This window comes from Halopseudomonas sabulinigri (genome assembly GCF_900105255.1).
GTDB lineage: Bacteria > Pseudomonadota > Gammaproteobacteria > Pseudomonadales > Pseudomonadaceae > Halopseudomonas > Halopseudomonas sabulinigri.
The window spans coordinates 964,772-982,979 of record NZ_LT629763.1 but is presented as its reverse complement, the minus strand read 5'-3'; the positions used below and the strand labels follow the sequence as shown (position 1 = coordinate 982,979).

17 protein-coding genes, 1 tRNA gene and 1 riboswitch are annotated in these 18,208 nt (G+C 60.6%); of the genes, 14 read left to right on the top strand and 4 right to left on the bottom strand.

Annotated elements, in window-relative coordinates; all coding sequences use genetic code 11:
* Window positions 1–127 precede the first annotated feature (127 nt).
* From BLU26_RS04315 to BLU26_RS04290, 6 genes are all read left to right on the top strand, one after another.
* Complete coding sequence (locus BLU26_RS04315) at window positions 128–1,231, top strand: AI-2E family transporter (RefSeq protein WP_092284190.1); 1,104 nt, start codon at window positions 128–130, stop codon at window positions 1,229–1,231.
* Window positions 1,228–2,757 carry an efflux transporter outer membrane subunit gene (locus BLU26_RS04310; RefSeq protein ID WP_197674531.1) on the top strand — a complete coding sequence of 510 codons (1,530 nt, stop codon included), beginning with the start codon at window positions 1,228–1,230 and terminating at the stop codon, window positions 2,755–2,757. The genes BLU26_RS04315 and BLU26_RS04310 overlap by 4 nt, the downstream gene beginning before the upstream one ends.
* Window positions 2,754–3,914, top strand: coding sequence for an HlyD family secretion protein (locus tag BLU26_RS04305; RefSeq protein ID WP_092284188.1), 1,161 nt, complete (start codon window positions 2,754–2,756; stop codon window positions 3,912–3,914). The genes BLU26_RS04310 and BLU26_RS04305 overlap by 4 nt, the downstream gene beginning before the upstream one ends.
* Before the next feature lie 17 nt (window positions 3,915–3,931).
* Entirely contained in the window at window positions 3,932–4,966 is a 1,035-nt protein-coding gene (locus BLU26_RS04300; RefSeq protein ID WP_092284186.1) for a DUF2955 domain-containing protein, read from the top strand.
* Complete coding sequence (locus BLU26_RS04295) at window positions 4,966–5,394, top strand: ion channel (RefSeq protein WP_092284184.1); 429 nt, start codon at window positions 4,966–4,968, stop codon at window positions 5,392–5,394. The genes BLU26_RS04300 and BLU26_RS04295 overlap by 1 nt, the downstream gene beginning before the upstream one ends.
* Before the next feature lie 186 nt (window positions 5,395–5,580).
* Window positions 5,581–6,900 (top strand): Na+/H+ antiporter family protein, encoded by a 1,320-nt coding sequence (locus BLU26_RS04290; RefSeq protein ID WP_092284182.1) that lies wholly within the window; start codon window positions 5,581–5,583, stop codon window positions 6,898–6,900.
* Between the two features lie 73 nt (window positions 6,901–6,973).
* On the opposite strand, the gene BLU26_RS04285 is transcribed toward BLU26_RS04290, so the two are convergent.
* Window positions 6,974–8,608 carry a methyl-accepting chemotaxis protein gene (locus tag BLU26_RS04285; protein WP_092284180.1) on the bottom strand — a complete coding sequence of 545 codons (1,635 nt, stop codon included), beginning with the start codon at window positions 8,606–8,608 and terminating at the stop codon, window positions 6,974–6,976.
* Between the two features lie 338 nt (window positions 8,609–8,946).
* Between BLU26_RS04285 and rloA3 the strand changes: the two genes are divergently transcribed.
* Window positions 8,947–9,612: a retropepsin-like aspartic peptidase RloA3 gene (gene rloA3 / locus BLU26_RS04280; RefSeq protein WP_197674530.1), complete on the top strand. Its 666-nt coding sequence runs from the start codon at window positions 8,947–8,949 to the stop codon at window positions 9,610–9,612.
* A 46-nt stretch (window positions 9,613–9,658) separates the two neighbouring features.
* Here the strand turns inward: rloA3 and BLU26_RS04275 are convergent, their stop codons facing one another.
* Together BLU26_RS04275 and BLU26_RS04270 are read right to left on the bottom strand one after the other, a co-directional pair.
* The gene (locus BLU26_RS04275; protein ID WP_092284178.1) at window positions 9,659–10,183 is read right to left on the bottom strand and encodes a DUF2058 domain-containing protein; all 525 of its coding nucleotides are present in this window, start codon (window positions 10,181–10,183) and stop codon (window positions 9,659–9,661) included.
* 87 nt (window positions 10,184–10,270) lie between these two features.
* The gene (locus tag BLU26_RS04270; RefSeq protein WP_092284176.1) at window positions 10,271–10,444 is read right to left on the bottom strand and encodes a DUF2897 family protein; all 174 of its coding nucleotides are present in this window, start codon (window positions 10,442–10,444) and stop codon (window positions 10,271–10,273) included.
* 314 nt (window positions 10,445–10,758) lie between these two features.
* Here BLU26_RS04270 and BLU26_RS04265 point away from each other — a divergent pair.
* Window positions 10,759–10,835: transfer RNA gene (locus BLU26_RS04265), tRNA-Asp, on the top strand.
* 91 nt (window positions 10,836–10,926) lie between these two features.
* On the opposite strand, the gene BLU26_RS04260 is transcribed toward BLU26_RS04265, so the two are convergent.
* Complete coding sequence (locus BLU26_RS04260; RefSeq protein WP_092284175.1) at window positions 10,927–11,274, bottom strand: DUF5064 family protein; 348 nt, start codon at window positions 11,272–11,274, stop codon at window positions 10,927–10,929.
* A 158-nt stretch (window positions 11,275–11,432) separates the two neighbouring features.
* Here BLU26_RS04260 and BLU26_RS04255 point away from each other — a divergent pair, with 158 nt between their 5' ends.
* The 6 genes from BLU26_RS04255 (at window position 11,433) to bluB (ending at window position 18,198) form a co-directional block, all read left to right on the top strand.
* Entirely contained in the window at window positions 11,433–12,722 is a 1,290-nt protein-coding gene (locus BLU26_RS04255; protein WP_092284173.1) for a nitrate regulatory protein, read from the top strand.
* A gap of 88 nt (window positions 12,723–12,810) precedes the next feature.
* Window positions 12,811–13,037: riboswitch (cobalamin riboswitch) on the top strand.
* Window positions 13,038–13,158: 121 nt separating this feature from the next.
* Window positions 13,159–14,970, top strand: a complete 1,812-nt coding sequence (gene btuB, locus BLU26_RS04250) for a TonB-dependent vitamin B12 receptor (RefSeq protein ID WP_092284171.1) — start codon at window positions 13,159–13,161, stop codon at window positions 14,968–14,970.
* 102 nt (window positions 14,971–15,072) lie between these two features.
* Window positions 15,073–15,648, top strand: coding sequence for a hypothetical protein (locus BLU26_RS04245; RefSeq protein WP_092284169.1), 576 nt, complete (start codon window positions 15,073–15,075; stop codon window positions 15,646–15,648).
* Window positions 15,645–16,259: a cob(I)yrinic acid a,c-diamide adenosyltransferase gene (gene cobO, locus BLU26_RS04240; RefSeq protein WP_092284167.1), complete on the top strand. Its 615-nt coding sequence runs from the start codon at window positions 15,645–15,647 to the stop codon at window positions 16,257–16,259. The genes BLU26_RS04245 and cobO overlap by 4 nt, the downstream gene beginning before the upstream one ends.
* Window positions 16,256–17,548, top strand: a complete 1,293-nt coding sequence (locus BLU26_RS04235) for a cobyrinate a,c-diamide synthase (RefSeq protein WP_092284165.1) — start codon at window positions 16,256–16,258, stop codon at window positions 17,546–17,548. Before cobO ends, BLU26_RS04235 begins: the two co-directional genes overlap by 4 nt.
* Entirely contained in the window at window positions 17,545–18,198 is a 654-nt protein-coding gene (gene bluB / locus BLU26_RS04230; protein ID WP_092284163.1) for a 5,6-dimethylbenzimidazole synthase, read from the top strand. Before BLU26_RS04235 ends, bluB begins: the two co-directional genes overlap by 4 nt.
* Window positions 18,199–18,208 lie beyond the last annotated feature (10 nt).

Below are 18,208 nucleotides of genomic sequence, written 5' to 3'. Positions count from 1 at the left end.
GAAGTGGTCTATATTTAAGGTCGCTGGCATTGCTTGGCGCTGAAGCAAATAGTCGTAACTTGCTCAAGTATGACTTCAGCTGGCCAGCGTAACTGGCCGTGGCCCATGGAAAAGGATTCGAAAGCCGATGGACGAACTCAAACCGGGTAACCCCGCGCCTACTACGCCGATAATCGATATTGCCATTCGCTTGGGTGTGATCGCGTTTCTGGTCTATCTGGCCATGCGGGTTTTTTCGCCTTTTCTTGGTCTGATGGCATGGGCGGTGATACTGGCTGTGTCGCTTTATCCCCTGAACGCTAAGCTGGTCAAGCGCATGGGCGGGCGTAGCGGTCGGGCAGCGACGCTACTGGTGCTCTGTATTTTGCTGGTATTGGGCGTGCCCACTGTGCTGTTGACCCTGTCGCTGGTTGATCACGCAATGAGCAGTTACCAAGCTCTGCAGAACGGCACCTTGACCATTCGTGGCCCGGGCCCAAACGTGGCCAACTGGCCGCTCGTTGGCGAGCGGGTGGATGCTACCTGGCGCGCTGCCTCGGACAACGCCATGCTGTTTGCCTCGCAACACGAAGAACAGTTACGTGAATTCTCCCGTCGCGCAGTGGCGGCGCTGGGTGGCGCGGTCAAAACCATGTTGAGTTTTCTCGCGGCCTTCATCGTGGGCGGCATCATGCTGGCGTATGCGCAGCCCGGCGCAGATAGCACACGACGCATTTTCAGCCGTATTTGTGGGCCGCAGGTGGGCCCGGAACTGCACGCCTTGTCGGTCGCCACTATCCGTTCGGTGGCCGTGGGTGTGGTGGGTGTGGCCTTTATCCAGTCGGTATTGCTCGGCGTTGGTTTCTTGATCGCCGGCATTCCGGCGGCCGGCTTGCTGGCGCTGGGTGTGCTGGTGTTGGGCATAATGCAGTTACCTGCAGCCATCTTTGTGATCCCGGCAATAGCCTGGTTGTGGATGGCGGGTGATGGGGGGGTGGTTGCCAACATTGTGCTCAGTGTTTATCTGCTGGCAGCCGGACTGGTCGACAACGTTTTAAAACCCTTGTTGTTAGGCCGTGGTTTGGCCGTTCCAATGCCAGTCATTCTATTGGGCGCGCTAGGCGGAATGGTCACCAGTGGCCTGGTAGGCCTGTTCGTGGGCGCGGTCATTCTGGCGGTGGGTTATCAGGTGTTTGTTGCCTGGGTGTACGAGAGTGAGCCAGCAACAGGCAAGGACTCTCCGCTCGAGTGAAGTGTCATCGTCGGTATGACCTGCTGCGCGGCGCATTGGTGCTGGCTACGGTGGCAGTCACCGCCTGCGCTCCGCTAGGGCCGGAATTTAAGGAGCCGGAGCCGGACTGGGTGGCGACCTGGCAGCCGGATATGCAAGGCCAGGCAGGCGCTGACCGCCGCGCCGCGCCGCTGGAGGTTTGGTGGACTCGCTTCAATGACCCGGTGCTGAGTGATCTGATGCGCAAGGCAAGGGAGGAAAATCCGGGTCTGCGGGTCGCCGGCCTCCGTATTCTGGAGAGCCGCGCGCTGCAGGGGATCGCCGCGGGTCTGAACTATCCGCAAGTACAGCAGCTGAATGCGACCGGAGCTTATGTACAGCAGCGCAGCGGTGGTAGTAGTCAAAGTGTTGAAACCGGCGATATTTCTTTCGATCTGGGCTGGGAGCTGGATTTCTGGGGGCGCTTTCGGCGCGGCCTGGAAAGCGCCGACGCAGCCTATTTTGCTTCGCTAACCAATCAGCAGGATGTACAGGTGTTACTCGCCGCCCAGGTGGCCACGCTGTACTACGGCTACAAGACCACCTTGCAGCGCATCGAGATCGCGGAAAACAACGTTGCGCTGCAAAAGCGCAGCTTCGATATTACCGAGCGCCTGTTTAACGAGGGGCAGGATTCCGAACTCGACCTGCAGCAGGCCAAATCCCAATACCTGGCCACCCAGGCGACCATCCCCGGTTTGCGCCTGGCATTGCAGCAGCAGCGCAATGCCTTGAGTGCTCTGTTGGGGCGCGCGCCCAACGATGTGCCGGAGCTAAGCGGTGTCGACAGCACGCTACCGGAGATGCCGGTGACCGGGTTGCAGGATGTCCCTGCCAATTTGTTGTTGCGACGCCCGGATGTGCGCACGGCAGCCTGGACCGCCGCTGCCCAGTCAGCACAGATCGGCGTGGCAGAAGCTGATCTGTATCCGGCCATATCGCTGTTTGGTTCGCTGGGCTGGTCGGGTAACAGCCTGGGCACGGCCAACAACGTTACCAGTCTGGCAGTGGGGCCTGCGCTGAGTTGGAATCTGTTCAACTATGGTCGCCTGAAAAACAATGTGCGGGTGCAGGACGCGCGCCTGCAGCAGGCTCTGGAGGCCTATCGCAGCACGGTACTGAACGCTGCTCGGCAGATTGAGGACGCCGCCAACAGGATCGCGCAAACCAGGACCAGCCAGGCGATTCTGGATCAATCTCTGACAGCGGCCGAGCGTTCCCTGGCGATTGCCTCGCGGCGCTACCAGGAGGGGTATTCCGAGTTCCAGCGAGTGTTGGACGCCCAGGCTTCGACCTTTGCGCAATCGGATCGGGCCATCGTTAACCGGGGCGATCATATCGCTGCCATCATCAGTCTGTATCAGGCGCTGGGCGGTGGTTGGCAACAGGCCGATATCAACAGTGTGATCCCCGATACCCTGCGCGAACAGATGCGCGAGCGCACCGATTGGGGGGATCTGCTTGACGCGCCATTGGCGCCCCCACCAGAGCCAGGAAGCGTGCAATGAGTACAGCAGAACAGAATGAAAGCCAGCCGACCAGCGCGGATGCCACGCCAGTAGCGACCGCTAGTGAGTTGCCCTCGGCACAGAAATCCGTGGCGCGGGGAGGCGTGGGTATCTTGCTGCTGATTGTTGTAATGCTGGTCTGGCATTTACTGGCAGATCGCTTCACGCCCTATACCTCCCAGGCGCGAGTGCAGGGTTACGTAGTGGGCGTGGCGCCCAAGGTCAGTGGTGTGTTGACGGATGTCTGGGTGGCTAACAACGAGCGCGTTAGCGAAGGCCAGAAGCTGTTTGCCGTCGACCGGTCGCAGTATGAGATTGCTCTGGGGCGCGCCAACGCCGATCTCAGCAGTACCCGCAACCAGGTCGGCGCCGGTGACGCCGGAGTGACCGTGGCCAGGGCCAATCTGCAAGCTGCCCAAGCCGGGCAATTGAAGGCCGAGCAGGACTACACGCGGCTCAAGCGTCTGCGCGAGGATGACCCGGGTACCATTTCGCAGCGCCGGCTTGAGGTATCACAAGCCACCCTGGCGCAGGCGCGTGCGCAGGTTGCGGCTGCCAAGGCTGATATAGAGCGGGCGATTGAGCAGAAGGGCGGTGTGTCCGAGGATGACAACGCACTGCTGCTCACGGCCCAGGCCGGTGTCGACAAGGCGCAACTGGATCTGGATAACACCACGGTTCTAGCGCAAAGCGATGGGGTGATCACCGACATGCGCGCGGATATTGGTCAGTTTGCCGCGGCCGGTAACCCGGTCATGACACTGGTGGCGGTTCAGGATGTCTGGATCAATGCCGAGTTTACCGAGAATAACCTCGGGCACCTGACGCCCGGTACGGCGGTTGAAATTGTCTTGGACTCGCTGCCAGGGCAGGTTTTTTCAGGGCGTATCCGCAACATCGGGGTGGGTATCAGTGCGGGTTCTGCACCGCCTCCGGGCGCCTTGCCCAGTGTGCAGAACAACCGCGACTGGCTGCGCCAGGCGCAGCGGTTTCCGGTCCAGGTAGAGTTTGATCAGCCCATCACGCCGGCATTGTTGCGCCAGTTGCGGGTGGGTGGCCAGGCGTCGGTCATGGCCTATGTCGAGGGGCATGCTGTGCTGAGCCTGCTCGGCAAGGCCTACCTGCGTCTGCTGAGCTACCTGACGTACGCTTTCTGATGGTTTCGCGCGCGCCTATGCCATTAGCTGCCCGCCGTACCTTTCGGTTGGCCTTTACCACCAGTCTTGCAGTGGCGCTAGGTTACGGTATGGGCTTGGCGATTCCGTTTATCGTACCGCTGCTGGCCGTGATACTCAGCGCCGCTCCCGCCCCACCCCCAGGACCCAAGAAGTTGTTGGTGCTGGTGGTCGCGGTGATGTTCAGCCTGGGTATAGGTATTTTATTGGGTCCATTGCTGCAGAGCGCTCCGGTACCGGCGCTGCTTATCATTGCCTGCGGGCTGTTTTTCAGCAACCGGCTGGCGATTGCTGGCGGCAAGGTGGCGCCGGCGACGCTGCTGGCCTTCGGGTTCACCGTCATACCTGCTGCGAGCAGCGTCAGTCAGGCACTGGCCAGTGCCCTGATTGCTTCGCTGGTGCTGGGGGTTGTATTGGCGGTGCTCTGCCAGTGGCTGGTGTATCCGTTCTTTCCTGAGGACGATGCTCGCGCTCCCGTGGCTGCCGGGCCGACGCCGACAGAGAGCGGCTGGCTCTCGTTACGCGCCACCTTGATCGTGCTACCGGCTTTCCTGCTGACGCTGACCAACCCCGCAGCCTATTTGCCACTGACCGTGAAGAGCATCCTGCTCGGGCGGGAAGCTACTCAGCTTAATCTGCGTGATGCCAACAGTGAAATCATTGGCTCGACGCTGCTGGGCGGCATACTGGCTATAGCCGTCTGGGTGTGTCTGAGCCTGGCAGTCGAGCTTTGGTTTTTTGCCGCGTGGATGTTGCTGTTCTGCCTTGGGTTGGCGAGCGGTGCCTACGGCGTCGTGCGCACGCGCTTCAAGGCATCGTTCTGGATCGGCACATTGACCACCATGATCATCCTGCTGGGCGCTGCGGTGCAGGACAGCGCCAACGGCAAGGATGTTTATCAGGCATTTGCCGTGCGCATGGCGTTGTTTATGGCGGTGGCGCTTTACGCCAGTCTCGCGGTTGCCCTATTGGAAACCTGGCGCTCCGGGCAGTTGTTCAAGCGCCGCAAGACTGATCTATCGGGAGTTGGCTAATGTTGATGAACTTTGTGATGGGCCTATCCATGATGGCCGTCTGTCTGTTGTTGCAGGGCGTTCTGGTGATCGCGGCATTGCGCTATTTCGCCCGCCGCCAGGATCAGGTTCACTCGGCGTTTCTATCTGCCATGCGGGTAACCGTCGGTTTAATGTTTATTCTGATTATCGGCAACGTCTGCCAATTGATCGCCTGGGCAATGCTTTTCTACGGGTTGGGCGAGTTCGACACCCTGGGGCTGGCGATCTATCACTCGGCGGTCAATTTCGCGACCTTGGGTTATGGCGATATTGTCATGTCAGCCAAACATCAGCTGCTCGGACCGCTGGAGGCGCTCAACGGCGCGTTGATGATCGGCGTGACCACGGCAGCGTTGTCACGCGCCTTTGCCGAGGCGGTAAAGGATCGGCCTTTTGTCAGCAGCTGAGTTGGCCTCAGACAGCCGGCGAAGCGGGCGTTACCTGCATCTGTTGCGCAATGTTGCTGCAGGCCGGGACGGCCTTCGGTCGCGGGGCTTTTGACAGCGGCAGCGGTGTTCGGCAGAGTACGCGACCTTTGAGGGTTGTCTGGCCAGCGCGGCCGGTAACCGGGCCTACTTTGCTGGAGAGACTGAATGAACGCGGTAGTTGCGGCAGTTGCCGTCATGTTGGTGTTGAGCCTGTGTCGGGTACACGTGGTAGTGGCGTTGATTCTGGGCGCGCTCACGGGGGGTCTGCTGGGTGGCTTGGGGCTGCAGGCCACGCTGGAAACCTTTCAGAGCGGTCTGGGCAAAGGGGCGAACATCGCGCTGAGCTATGCCTTGCTCGGCGCCTTTGCAGTGGCCATTGCCAAATCTGGTTTGGCACATGCGCTGGCGGACCGGGCGCTGCAGTTGGTTGACCGCCAGCAGCAGGGCGGGGCAGGGCTGCTGAAGCTCATTCTGGTGTTGTTGCTTGGCAGTGTGGCGATTGCTTCACAGAACATACTGCCGATTCATATTGCCTTTATTCCCCTGCTGGTGCCGCCGCTGTTGTACGTTATGGCGCGATTGAACCTGGATCGCCGGGCGGTGGCCTGCGTGCTGACCTTTGGTCTGATTACCCCGTACATGTTTTTGCCGGTCGGTTTTGGTGGCATTTTCCTCAACGATATTCTGCTCGCCAATGTGGCAGAAAGCGGCGCCGAAGTGGCAGACATCAATGTGATGCACGCCATGGCGTTGCCGGCGCTGGGGATGCTGCTGGGTCTGCTGGTGGCGATCTTCATCAGTTACCGCAAGCCACGTGAATACGATGTCGCGCGTATTCGTCAGGTCGAGCGGATGGAAGGCGGCTACAGCCCGATGTCGCTACTGGTGGCGCTGGCAGCGGTGGTGGCCGCTTTCGTTATTCAGCTGTGGCTGGACTCGATGATCATGGGTGCCTTGGCCGGTTTCGTGATTTTCTCGGTGTCTGGGGTAGTGCGCTGGAAAGACGCCGATGGCGTCTTCACCGAGGGCATGAAAATGATGGCGATGATTGGCTTCATCATGATTGCGGCAGCCGGGTTTGCCGAAGTGATGCGGGCCACGGGCGCGATCCAGACGCTGGTCGACAGCTCGGCTGAGTTGATTGGCAACAATCGCGCGCTGGCTGCCTTGCTGATGCTGCTGGTGGGCCTGCTCATCACCATGGGGATCGGCTCGTCGTTCTCGACTATCCCGATCATTGCCGCCATTTACGTGCCACTGGCGATGCAGCTGGGTTTCAGCCCGATGGCGATTGTTGCTCTGGTCGGCACGGCGGCGGCGTTGGGTGATGCCGGTTCACCGGCCTCCGACTCCACGCTGGGTCCAACTGCTGGTCTCAATGTAGACGGCCAGCACAACCACATCTGGGATACCGTGGTACCCACCTTCCTGCATTACAACCTACCGTTGATTGCTTTCGGCTGGTTGGCGGTCATGGTGCTCTGACCCCGAAGGCAGCAAGCAGACAGTAAAAAGCGCGCAACCGGCCATCCGGTTGCGCGCTTTTTTGTGGCTATGATTAAACGCGGAAGCGCTTGAGCAACTCGTCGATCTGGCGACCCAGACTGGCCAGATGCTGGCCTGCCTGCGCGGTTTCCCGCGCGCCGTCGGTGGTCTCGCGGGCCAGCTCGGCGGCTTCGGTTACGTTGCGATTGACATCCTCGACCACGGTGGACTGCTGGGTCGTGGCGCTGGCGATGGAGGCGTTCAGGGCCACCAGTTGCTCCATCGAGTGGGCGATCAGCTCCAGCGCCTTGCCGGCTTCATTGACCTGCTCGACGCTTTGCTGCGAATGGCGGCTGCTGTCGTTGATCACCCCGACCACCGTCTGCGTATTGGTCTGCAGCTTGGTGATCATGTTGTGAATCTCTTCGGTCGACTTCTGCGTGCGTTGCGCCAGATTGCGCACCTCATCGGCCACCACGGCAAAGCCGCGGCCCATCTCACCGGCACGAGCGGCTTCAATCGCGGCGTTGAGCGCCAACAGGTTGGTCTGCTCTGCGATGTTGCGGATCACGTCCAGTACGGAAGTGATTTCCTGCGCATCGCTGGACAGGGTTTCCATGTGCTCGACGGCGGTCTGCACGCTGCCGGACAGCAGCTTGATCTCCTGAATGGTCTTGTCGACCTGATAGCGACCGTTGTTGGCGCCTTCATTGGCGTTCTCTACCTCCTGCGCGGCGGCGTTGGCGTTCTGCGCTACATCCTGTACGCCATAGGTGATCTCGTTGATCGCCGTGGCCATCAACTCCATGCGCTCTGACTGGGTGTTCATATCGCGCAGGCTGTTGCCGCTGATCTGATCCAGCTGATGGCTCGAGCTGATCAACTGACGAGCGCTGTCGCCGAGTTGCTGGATGATGTCGGCCAGGTTGCGGTTGAACTGATTGAAGTAGTGGGCGATCTGCGAGACCTCATCGCGGGCACCGTCGTCCAGCCGGCGGCTCAGATCGGCTTCGCCGCTTGCTACGCCACGCATGGCATCGACGACGCTATTGAGCGGCTGGGTAATGCTACGGCCGATCACGTAGAGGAGGGCAACCATGGCGAGGGTAACCAGGGTCATGATGATGACGGAGCTGGTGATGGCGCTGCGGAACTTGGCCTGCATGTCATCTATGTAGATACCGGTGCCAACCATGTAATCCCATGGTGCAAAGTGCTTGAAGGCGGCAATCTTGGGGGTGCCTTCCTCTTCGCCCGGCTTGGGCCAGTTGTACTCGAAGCTGGCGGTGCCCTTGGAGCGGGCGAGCGCGACCATCTCGCTGATGACATTGACGCCTTCGGTGTTCTGCATCGTGGTCAGGTCGACCCCGACGGTTTGCGGCGCCAGCGGGTGCATGACCATGATGTTGTTCATGTCATTGACCCAGTAGTACTCATTACCGTCATAACGCAGGCTGCCCAGCGCTGCCATTGCCTCCTGCCGCGCCTGCTCACCGGTGAGCTCGCCACTGAGTTCCTTCTGGTGGTAGAAGTTCATCAGGTCGTGCGCTACCTCCACCAGGTGGGTTGCCTTGGTGATCTCGGCGTCGCGGATTTCCTTGTGCAGATGGGAGAGGGATACACCCTCCATGATCAGGGTACTGGCCAGTGCAATAATCAGGATCAGCCAGATCCGTTGACTGATTCGAATGCTGCGCAACAGCTTCATCTACAACCTCCACGCACTGAATGGCATACGGCATTTTGTTTTAATTGTTCTGCATTGGTAGCGGAAGCTGACTAGTCAGATCCCGGTACCGAGCATATCGGCAGTGAGCTGCATAACCTGAGTGATATTTTATTGGCATGCATGATGTCAATTTGACGTCATGTGGCGCCGGCTTTCAAGTGCTAATCGGTTTCTGTGATTGGTCGATATAAGATAGACAGGTGTTCTTATCGTCTTAACTGGTATATAAAGCGCCGAAACCGGTGTTCTGCCGCAGGGCGGAGGGCACTTTCCGGGCGTGGTCCAGTCTATTCTGATGTTTGCAATAAGGATTTCTCATGCAGTCAGTTTTCAAGGTGATGTCGTTATCAGCGTGTGTACTGCTGGCGTCCGTCGCGGGCATGGCTCAGGCCGGTAGCGATGATCGCGTGGACGAGGCGGGCGAGCGCCACGAGAAGCAGGTAGTGGGCTGGATCGAGAAGGGTCTGATCATGCCTGAGCATACGGCCGTGAAGATCAAGGTCGATTCGGGGGCACTGACCTCGTCGATGCATGCGGTCAATCTGGAGACCTTCGAGCACAAGGGCAAGCCCTGGGTCCGCTACGACGTTCCGGTGAAGGATGCCGACTCCGGCGAGCTGGTCACCATGAAATTCGAGCGTCCGGTGTTTCGCCGCATTCTGGTGCGCGGCGCGGGTGGCTCCGATCGTCGTCCGGTAGTGAAAATGTCGATCTGCATGGGTGACCAGGTTTACGAGGAGCAGTTTTCCCTGCGTGACCGCGGCGACATGACTTACCCGGTGCTGATCGGCCGTCGGACCATCGAGCACATCGGCCTGATCGATGTGTCTGACACCTTCCTGCTCAAGCCCAGTTGTTCAGAGCAGGAGCACGAGGATGAGCGCGACAAGCAGGAGCGCATGAAGGATGACGAAAATCTGGTAGACGACAGCGAGATTGATCAGCCAGAGCAGACTGAAGAAGAGCTGGAAGCCGAAGAATAGCGTCGGCCAAGTAGCCCGGCGCGCAAGGCGCCGGGCTACATCAGTGCTACCACATCAGGTCATCAGGGACCTGGAAGGCAGCATAAGGATCATCTTCGGCTGGTGCTTCGGCCTTGGCTTGGGCGACGTAGACCGGCCAGTGTGGTGCGCGCTCGCGTACCTTTTCAGCGATTTCCAGCGGGATCAGCACGAAGTTGCCCGACAGCCGGGTGATACCCAGGCGACCGCGGCTAAGCAGATCGAACTGCTCCTTGGTGACGTGAATCTTCTTGATCTTGTTCTTGCTGACAAACTGGTAGGGCGTTTCGCCGCCACTGCGATCCAGCTTGCTGTTCTCGACCATCTGCTTGACCTGCGCCTCACGCTCCTTGCGCGCGGCCTCTTCCTGGCGTTGCTGATTGAGCTGGCGGTCACGCTCGGCCTTTTCCGTGCGCGCCTGGGCAATGGCTTTGCCGGTGTCCTGCGCGGGTTCGGTTTTGGCGGCCTTCTTCTTGGCGCGCTGTGCTTGCTTGAGTTTTTTCTCGTCAACCAGGCCGGCTTTGAGGAGTTGAGCTTGCAGAGAATTGACCATGATCTGTAACTGTCTTGTCGGCGGCGAGCAAAAAAATGCCCGCACGCAAATGAATCCGAGCCAGGGGGTGGCGTTTGCGCCGCTAGTCTACCGCTTTTCTTCGCGCGCTTCCTCTGCTGCGAGTTCCGCTTCGCGCGCTTTCACACGGGCAATGGTTTCCTTGCTGACCTTGTTGCTCCCGGCGTTGTCGCGCAGCATCAGCAGGCTGCCGACGATGCTGCCGAGCGCCAGTGCGATAAACAGCCATCCGTACCACGGCATGGGCTTGATCCTTTGTGTGGGGTTTGTCTTCATCATGGTCGCTCTGCGCCCGCAAGGCAAACGCTGATGCGCCAAAGTGTTATCTGTTAATCGGGAGCAATGATGAGGCGCAGCCGTTGCGCACTGTGGTGGCGAATGGGCGCAGCCGGCTATTGAAAGGCGCACGCGCGGGGCGCTCTGAGGCACGCTTCGCCACAGTTATCGCGTGGATAATAAATCTCACGCAAGTGCTTGACTCCCTTGATGGAATGTTTACAATGCGCGCCAGTTCAGACGCTCTGCAGCGACGTTTTTGCAGGGTTTTGAGCTGATGCGCAGCGGTAGTTCAGTTGGTTAGAATACCGGCCTGTCACGCCGGGGGTCGCGGGTTCGAGTCCCGTCCGCTGCGCCATATCAGATAAACCCCAGTTGCTCACGCAACTGGGGTTTTTTGTTGCCCGTCAGTTGGCTGTTTCCCGTCTGGTTTTACCTCCCTGCGCTACCTAGGTGAACTGATCCAGGTCGATGGCTTCGCCGTGCCAGGCATGCAACTGGCTGCGGATGTCCTCGAACATGGCGTCGTATTCGTGATGCGTCGTCAGCGACATGAACTCAGGCGACAACACCTGGTGGCGGCGCAGCAGGTGATCAATATCACTGGCAAAGTTGAACGCGCTGTCGCGCGTTAGCGTGAAACCTTCGTCAATCGCCTCGCCGTTGACTTCACCGGTGACATGGAAGCTGACTGCCTTGCCTTGCTGCTCCACCTGATAGCGAATGTCGATACTGAAACCGCTGTCGGTCGGCAGCAGACGCATGCGCGCGAGGTGCAGTTGGCCGGGTTCGAACATGTTGGTGTCTCCTGCGAAACGAGAGTCATTGTTGTCTTCACATTAGGTGGCATTGTTTCCACTGCAAAGGCCGGTGCGCAGGGTGGCCCGGCTGCCGGATGGCACAGGTATTGCTGCGTCTTTGCTGAACCGGCATCTCAGACCGGGGAGGGGGAGATATGTCGACAGCGCTTGATTTCATGCTGGCGGCCCGGCGCAGTGAAATGCAGGGGCTGCAGGCACTGGCGCTGACCTGTCAGCTGGTCAGCGAAATCAGCCGTCTGGTGCACGCGCTGCAGCGTGAACGCGGCTTTTCCAACATGTATCTGGGAGGCCAGGCGGAACGTTACCGGCAGCCGCTGGATGAGCTGTCTGCGACTGCCAGCGCTTGCGCTGAGCGAGTACGCAAGGCCTTCAACCGCATGGATATAGAGCACGGCTGCGGCGCCGACAAGGCGCGCCTGTTTACCCGCGTCGCCTTTGTATTGCACGGCCTGGACGCGCTACCGGCCGTGCGGCGGCGAGTGCGCGCGCAGCAAATCAGCGCGCAGGACGCGACTCGCAGCTTTACCCGCCTGATCGCCGGCTTGCTGGCTGTGGTATTTGAAGCGGCGGACACCGCAGTCGATCCGCGCGTAACACGCGCCCTGGTGGCGATGTTCAACTTCATGCAGGGCAAGGAACTGGCGGGGCAGGAGCGGGCTATTGGGGTTTCCGGTTTTATCGCCGGTTACTTCGACCAAACCCAGCGCGACAAGCTGGCTTATCTCGAAGATGCCCAGCGTCGCTGTTTTGATACCTTTATCGAGTTCGCCGACCCCGACAGCAAGCGTCATTGGCTGACCCTCTGCAGTGAAGAGCTGGTGGGTGAGATCGCACGGCTGCGGCAGGTGGCGGCCCGTACCAATGAGCGAAGCCAGGTGCAGGCGGCGATGGGCGAGTTGTGGTTTGAACTCACCTCGCAGCGTATCGACAGCATGAAGCAGGTCGAGGACGACCTGGCCGATAAACTGCAACTGATGTGTGAGCACAGTACCAGCCAGGCCAAGGCGGATCTGGATAGCCAGCGCCGCTTGCTGAAGCGGCTCAACAGCCTGGATGACGAGGCCAATACGCCGGCGGCGCGGCTGTACAACGTACAGGCTACGGAGCTTGATCCGTTGCCAGGTGAGCGTCTGGGCAATCACGTGCAGCGCTCGGTGCTGGAGGTGTTGCACGAGCAGACCGTGCGCCTGCAGCAGTTGCACGACGAGCTGGAAAACGCGCGCCGCAGCCTCAGCGAGCGCAAGACCATCGAGCGCGCCAAGGGCGTGCTGATGACACAACAGGGTTTGAGTGAGGAAGAGGCGTTTCGCGCGTTGCAGAGTGCCGCCATGGAACGAAGCCAGAAGCTGTGCGATGTCGCTCAAACCATTCTCAATTACGACGCACTGCTGAAAACGCCAGTTACCCGCCCCGGCCCGCGCTGAACTGCACGATTCTGGCGCAGCGTGGCCGGTTTTGCCCGTTATGCGGGCGGCGTTAAAGCTCGGTTGACGCTCTGCGGCAAACTCTCTACTCTTCACGCCTGCTTCAGGTTCCCTCTATTCAGAGAGGGTGAAACTGGGAAGCCGGTGCGTCTGCCAATGCAGACAATTCCGGCGCTGCCCCCGCAACGGTAAGCGATGTTCGCCTCACGGCGATGCCCCTGAGAAAACCACTGTGCTGTGCATGGGAAGGTTCAGGTCGCAGGATCAACAGATCCAATCGCAAGCCCGGAGACCGGCCTGATGCGAATCACAACAGTGCGGTGGGCGCTGTAGGTGTACGGCCCGCCGATGCTTGCTGGCTGCCGTTCTCCTGCCTCCGCCACTGTGTATCTCAGTCAGTGTCGTGCGGGTGGGTACGACGGAGCAATCACGCAGCATGAAAACTTTTTTTCGCGCCCCGGTGGCGCTTGGCCTCGTTGGCCTGTCTTCCCTTTCTTTAGCACATACCCTGAGCCTTGATGATCAGGTGGTGACCGCCACCCGAACGGCGCAGAGCGGCGCGCAAAGCATTGCTGCCACCAGCGTGTTTGATCGTAACGATATCGAGCGACTGCAGGTCACCAGTGTCGACCAGTTGCTGCGCCGTGTGCCGGGTGTCAACCTGGTCAACACCGGTGGCCCCGGCAAGAACACCACGATCAGCATTCGCGGCGCCAGTACCAATCAGGTGCTGGTGTTGATCGATGGCGTGCGCATAGGGTCAGCTACCACCGGCGACGCCGCGCTGCAAAACCTGCCGGTAGAGCAGATTGAGCGGATTGAGGTGGTGCGTGGGCCGCGCTCCAGCCTGTATGGTTCAGAGGCGATTGGCGGGGTGATTCAAATTTTCACCCGCCGGGGCGGTGATGGCGGGGCGCAGCCGTACTTCTCGACCACTGTTGGCAGCGCGCAGCACCTTTCCGGCACTGCCGGAGTGTCGGGCGGCGACGACAAGGCCTGGTACAACCTGGGTGCCAGCAGCCTGAAAGATGAAGGCATTGATGCGCGCCCTTCGCGCGAAGTGGACCATGACGGTTACCGCGAGCTATCGGCCAATCTCAGCGGCGGCTACCGCTTTGCCAACGGACTGACGCTGGATGGCAATATCCTGCAGGTCGACTCGCACAACGATTACGACTCCGGCTTCAAGGCCAACGCTGACAACGTCACCAAGGTGTACGGCGCACGTGCCCGCTTCTCGCCGCTGAGCGCCTGGGATGTGACCCTGCAGGCTGGTCGCAGTGAAGACAAGACCGACACCTTCAACGGCAACACCTTCAACACCCGCATCGATACCCGGCGCGATAGCTTCGGCTGGCAAAACGACCTGCGCCTAGCAGAAGGGCAACTGCTGACCCTGGGCTACGACTGGCTGGACGACGAGGTCAACGGCACCGGCACCTTCGCCGAAGACGGCCGCGACAACCACGGCGTTTACGCGCAATACCTGGCGCAGTTCGGCCGTCACGAAGTGCAGCTCAGCCTGCGCCATGACGACAACGAGCAGTTTGGTGCGCACAACACCGGCAGTTTGGGTTATGGCCTGCAACTCACCGATGCATTGCGTGCGGTGGCCAGTTACGGCACAGCGTTCAAGGCACCGACCTTCAATCAACTGTATTACCCCGGCTTTGGTAATGCAGACCTGGAACCGGAAAGCTCCAAGAGCCTGGAGGCCGGGCTACAAGGCTGGCACGACTGGGGCAACTGGTCGGCCACCGCGTTTCGCAATGAGATCGACGATCTGATCGCCTATTTCAACAGCGGCGCTGGGCTACAGGCGCAGAACATCGACAAGGCCACCATCAACGGGTTGGAGCTGGAAGCCGCTACCCAGCTGTTGGGGTGGAGCTGGCAGGGCAACCTGACCCTGCAGGACCCGAAAAACGCGTCCAATCGCGCCGGCCAGGGCGACCTGCTGCCGCGCCGCGCCGAGCAGGTTTTCAATCTGGATGTGGATCGCCGCTTTGGTCGCATCGGCGTTGGCGCCAGCCTGCACGCCGAAGGTCGGCGCTGGGATAACGCCGCAAACAGTACGGACCTGCCCGGGTATAACACCCTTGATCTGCGTGCTACCTACTGGCTGAGTCACGCCTGGCGGGTACAGGCGCAGATCACCAATCTGTTCGATACCGATTACGAAACCGCCGCCACCTACCAGCAACCGGGTCGCGCGGGGTACCTGACCCTGCGCTACCAGGCCATGTAGGCCAGGCTGCAGGACCCAGCCGTCTCTACCGGGACGGTAGCCAAAGGCGTTTGCGCTGACCAGGGCGCAAACGCTTTGCTGTTTTCAACGAGGAGAACGACCGTGCTTAACCTGTCCAGATCTACCCAGCTGTACATCGGCGTTGCGCTGGTGGCATTGATGGCCATGACCCGTGGTAGCCACTTTCCGCTGCAAAACCTGCCCAGCGCCTCCTGGGCGGTGTTCTTTCTGGCGGGCGTGCTGTTGCGACCTAAATGGGTATTCCCGCTGCTGTTTGCTGAAGCGACGCTGATTGACGTCGCCAGCGTCGGCTGGATCAACGCCGGCCACCATTGCATGAGCGTTGCCTACTGGATGCTGATTCCAGCCTACGGCGCACTCTGGTTTGGTGGCCGTCTGTACGCCGGTTGGCACCGCGAAACGGCCGGCTCGCTGGCGATTCTGGTACCTGTGATGGCGCTGAGTGCGCTGGTCTGCCAGCTGTTCTCCAGCGGCGGTTTCTACTTTTTGTCAGGCCGTTATGACGCCCCGACCTTGATGGGCATGGTTGAGCGTATCGCGCATTACTACCCTCAGTACCTGAGCACTTTGGCGCTGTATGTGGGCATCGCCGTGGTGCTCTACATAGGCGCACGCAGCGCGCAGACCTTGCTCGGCAAACAGAGCCATCAGGCATGAGTGAGCAGGACCCGGAACGCGATGAGCGCCATCGCCAGCGCATGCTGCGCAAGAAGACGGTGGTGGACGAAAAAATCGCCGTCGCACAGCAGGAACGTGGTGTGCTGTTGGTGCTGACCGGTAACGGCAAGGGCAAGAGCAGTTCGGGTTTCGGCATGGCCGCGCGGGCGCTGGGGCATGGCTTGCGCATTGGTATCGTGCAGTTCATCAAGGGCGCAAAAAGCACCGGTGAGGAAAGCTTCTTTCGCCGCTTTCCCGATGAGGTGCGTTATCACGTGATGGGTGCCGGCTTCACTTGGGAAACCCAGGATCGTCAGGATGATATGGCCAAGGCGCAAGCGGCCTGGGCGGTGGCGGTAGAGCTGATGCGCGACCCAGATGTGGCTCTGGTGCTGCTGGATGAGCTGAACATAGCGCTCAAATACGGCTATTTGCAGCTTGAACAGGTCATCGCGGATATTCAGGCCCGGCCCCCCGCGCAGCATGTGGTGATCACCGGTCGTGGCGCACCCACGGCGCTGCTTGAGGTCGCCGATACGGTGACTGAGATGGGCATGGTCAAGCATGCATTCAAAGCCGGTATCAAGGCGCAGAAGGGGATCGAGTTTTGACTAGCAGACACTGCCCGGCGGTATTGATTGCCGCCCCGGCCTCAGGGCAGGGCAAAACCACGGTTACTGCCGCGTTGGCGCGCATGCATCGGCTCGCGGGTCGCAAGGTGCGGGTGTTCAAATGTGGGCCGGACTTTCTTGATCCGATGATCCTGGAGGTCGCCAGCGGCGCGCCGGTACATCAGCTGGATCTGTGGATGGTGGGGCTGGAGCAGTCCCAGCGGCTGTTGTGGGAAGCCGCAGGTGAGGCCGACCTGATTCTGATTGAAGGCGTTATGGGGCTGTTTGACGGTACGCCCTCGGCGGCGGATCTCGCGCGCCAGTTTGGTGTGCCGGTGCTGGGGGTTATCGACGGTTCCGGCATGGCGCAGACCTTCGCCGCCATGGCGTACGGACTGGCGAATTTTCAGGCTGATCTGCCCTTTGCCGGCGTGCTGGGCAACAAGCTGGGTAGCGCGCGGCATGGCGAGATTCTGCGCGACAGCCTGCCGGCCGACATCCGCTGGTTTGGCGCCTTGCCACGCTCGGCCGATATCGCCTTGCCCAGCCGCCACTTGGGGCTGGTTCAGGCAGGCGAGTTGGCTGATCTGGAGGTTCGGCTTGATGCCGCCGCCAGCGCACTGGCTGCCAGCGTGAGCGATGCGCTGCCGGCGCCGGTGAGCTTTGCCGCGCCGGCAGCGCAGCACCTTGAGCCGCTGCTCGCCGGCGTCAGCATTGGCGTGGCACGCGACGCGGCGTTTGCTTTTGTCTATCAGGCCAATCTACAGCTGTTGCAGGCGCTGGGCGCCGATCTGCTTTACTTTTCGCCGCTGCAGGATGCCCATCTACCCGATGTGGATAGCCTTTATCTGCCCGGCGGTTATCCCGAATTGCACGCCGCGCAACTGGCGGGCAACAAGGCGATGCAGGCGGAGATAGCCGAGCACCACCTGATGGGTAAGCCGATCGTCGCCGAGTGCGGTGGCATGCTCTACCTGCTCGACAGTCTGACCGACCTGCAGGGCGAGCGCTTCGAGATGTGCGGGTTACTGAGTGGTGATGCGGCCATGCAGCAGCGCCTCAGCGCCCTTGCTTTGCAGGCAGTTGAGTTGCCAGAGGGCAGATTGCATGGCCACACCTTCCATCATTCGCAGCTGACCTGCGAACTGCAGCCACTGGTGCGCGGCGAGTGCCCCAACTATCGGCGCACCGCCGAGGCGGTTTACCGGCAGGAGCGTATGACAGCGTCTTACATCCACTTTTACCTGCCCAGTAACCCCTCGGCAGCGGCGGCACTGTTCCGGCCATGAACCTGCCGCATGCCTACTCCGCTGCCGAGCGGGACGCGCTGTACCGCGCCATTCGCGAGCGCCGGGACATGCGGCACTTTATCGGCGGCGAGGTGGCAGACGAGTTACTACAGCGCCTGCTGCAGGCCGCGCACCAGGCGCCCAGTGTTGGCTTGATGCAGCCCTGGCGCTTTATCCGCATCCGCAGCGGCGTCTTACGCGAGCAAATTCATCAGTTGGTGGAGCAGGAGCGTCAGGCCACGGCAGAGGCTCTGGGTGAGCGTCGTGATGAGTTCATGCGCTTGAAAGTGCAGGGCGTGCGCGACTGCGCCGAACTGCTGGTGGCCGCCTTGCCCGAGGGCCGCGAGGCTCATGTGTTTGGCCGCCGCACGCTGCCGGAGATGGATCTGGCCTCGTTGGCCTGTGCGATCCAGAATCTCTGGCTCGCAGCCAGGGCAGAGGGGCTGGGGATGGGCTGGGTGTCGCTGTTCGAGCCGCAGGCGCTGGCCAGCCTGTTGCAGTTGCCGCCCGGCGCCAAACCCATCGCGGTATTGTGCCTGGGGCCAGTAGCCGAGTTTTACCCAGAGCCCATGCTGGTACAGGAGCAGTGGGCGCGGCCGCGTAGTCTGGATGAGCTGCTGTTTGTTGATCAATGGGGGGCACACGAGTGAGCGCAGATGA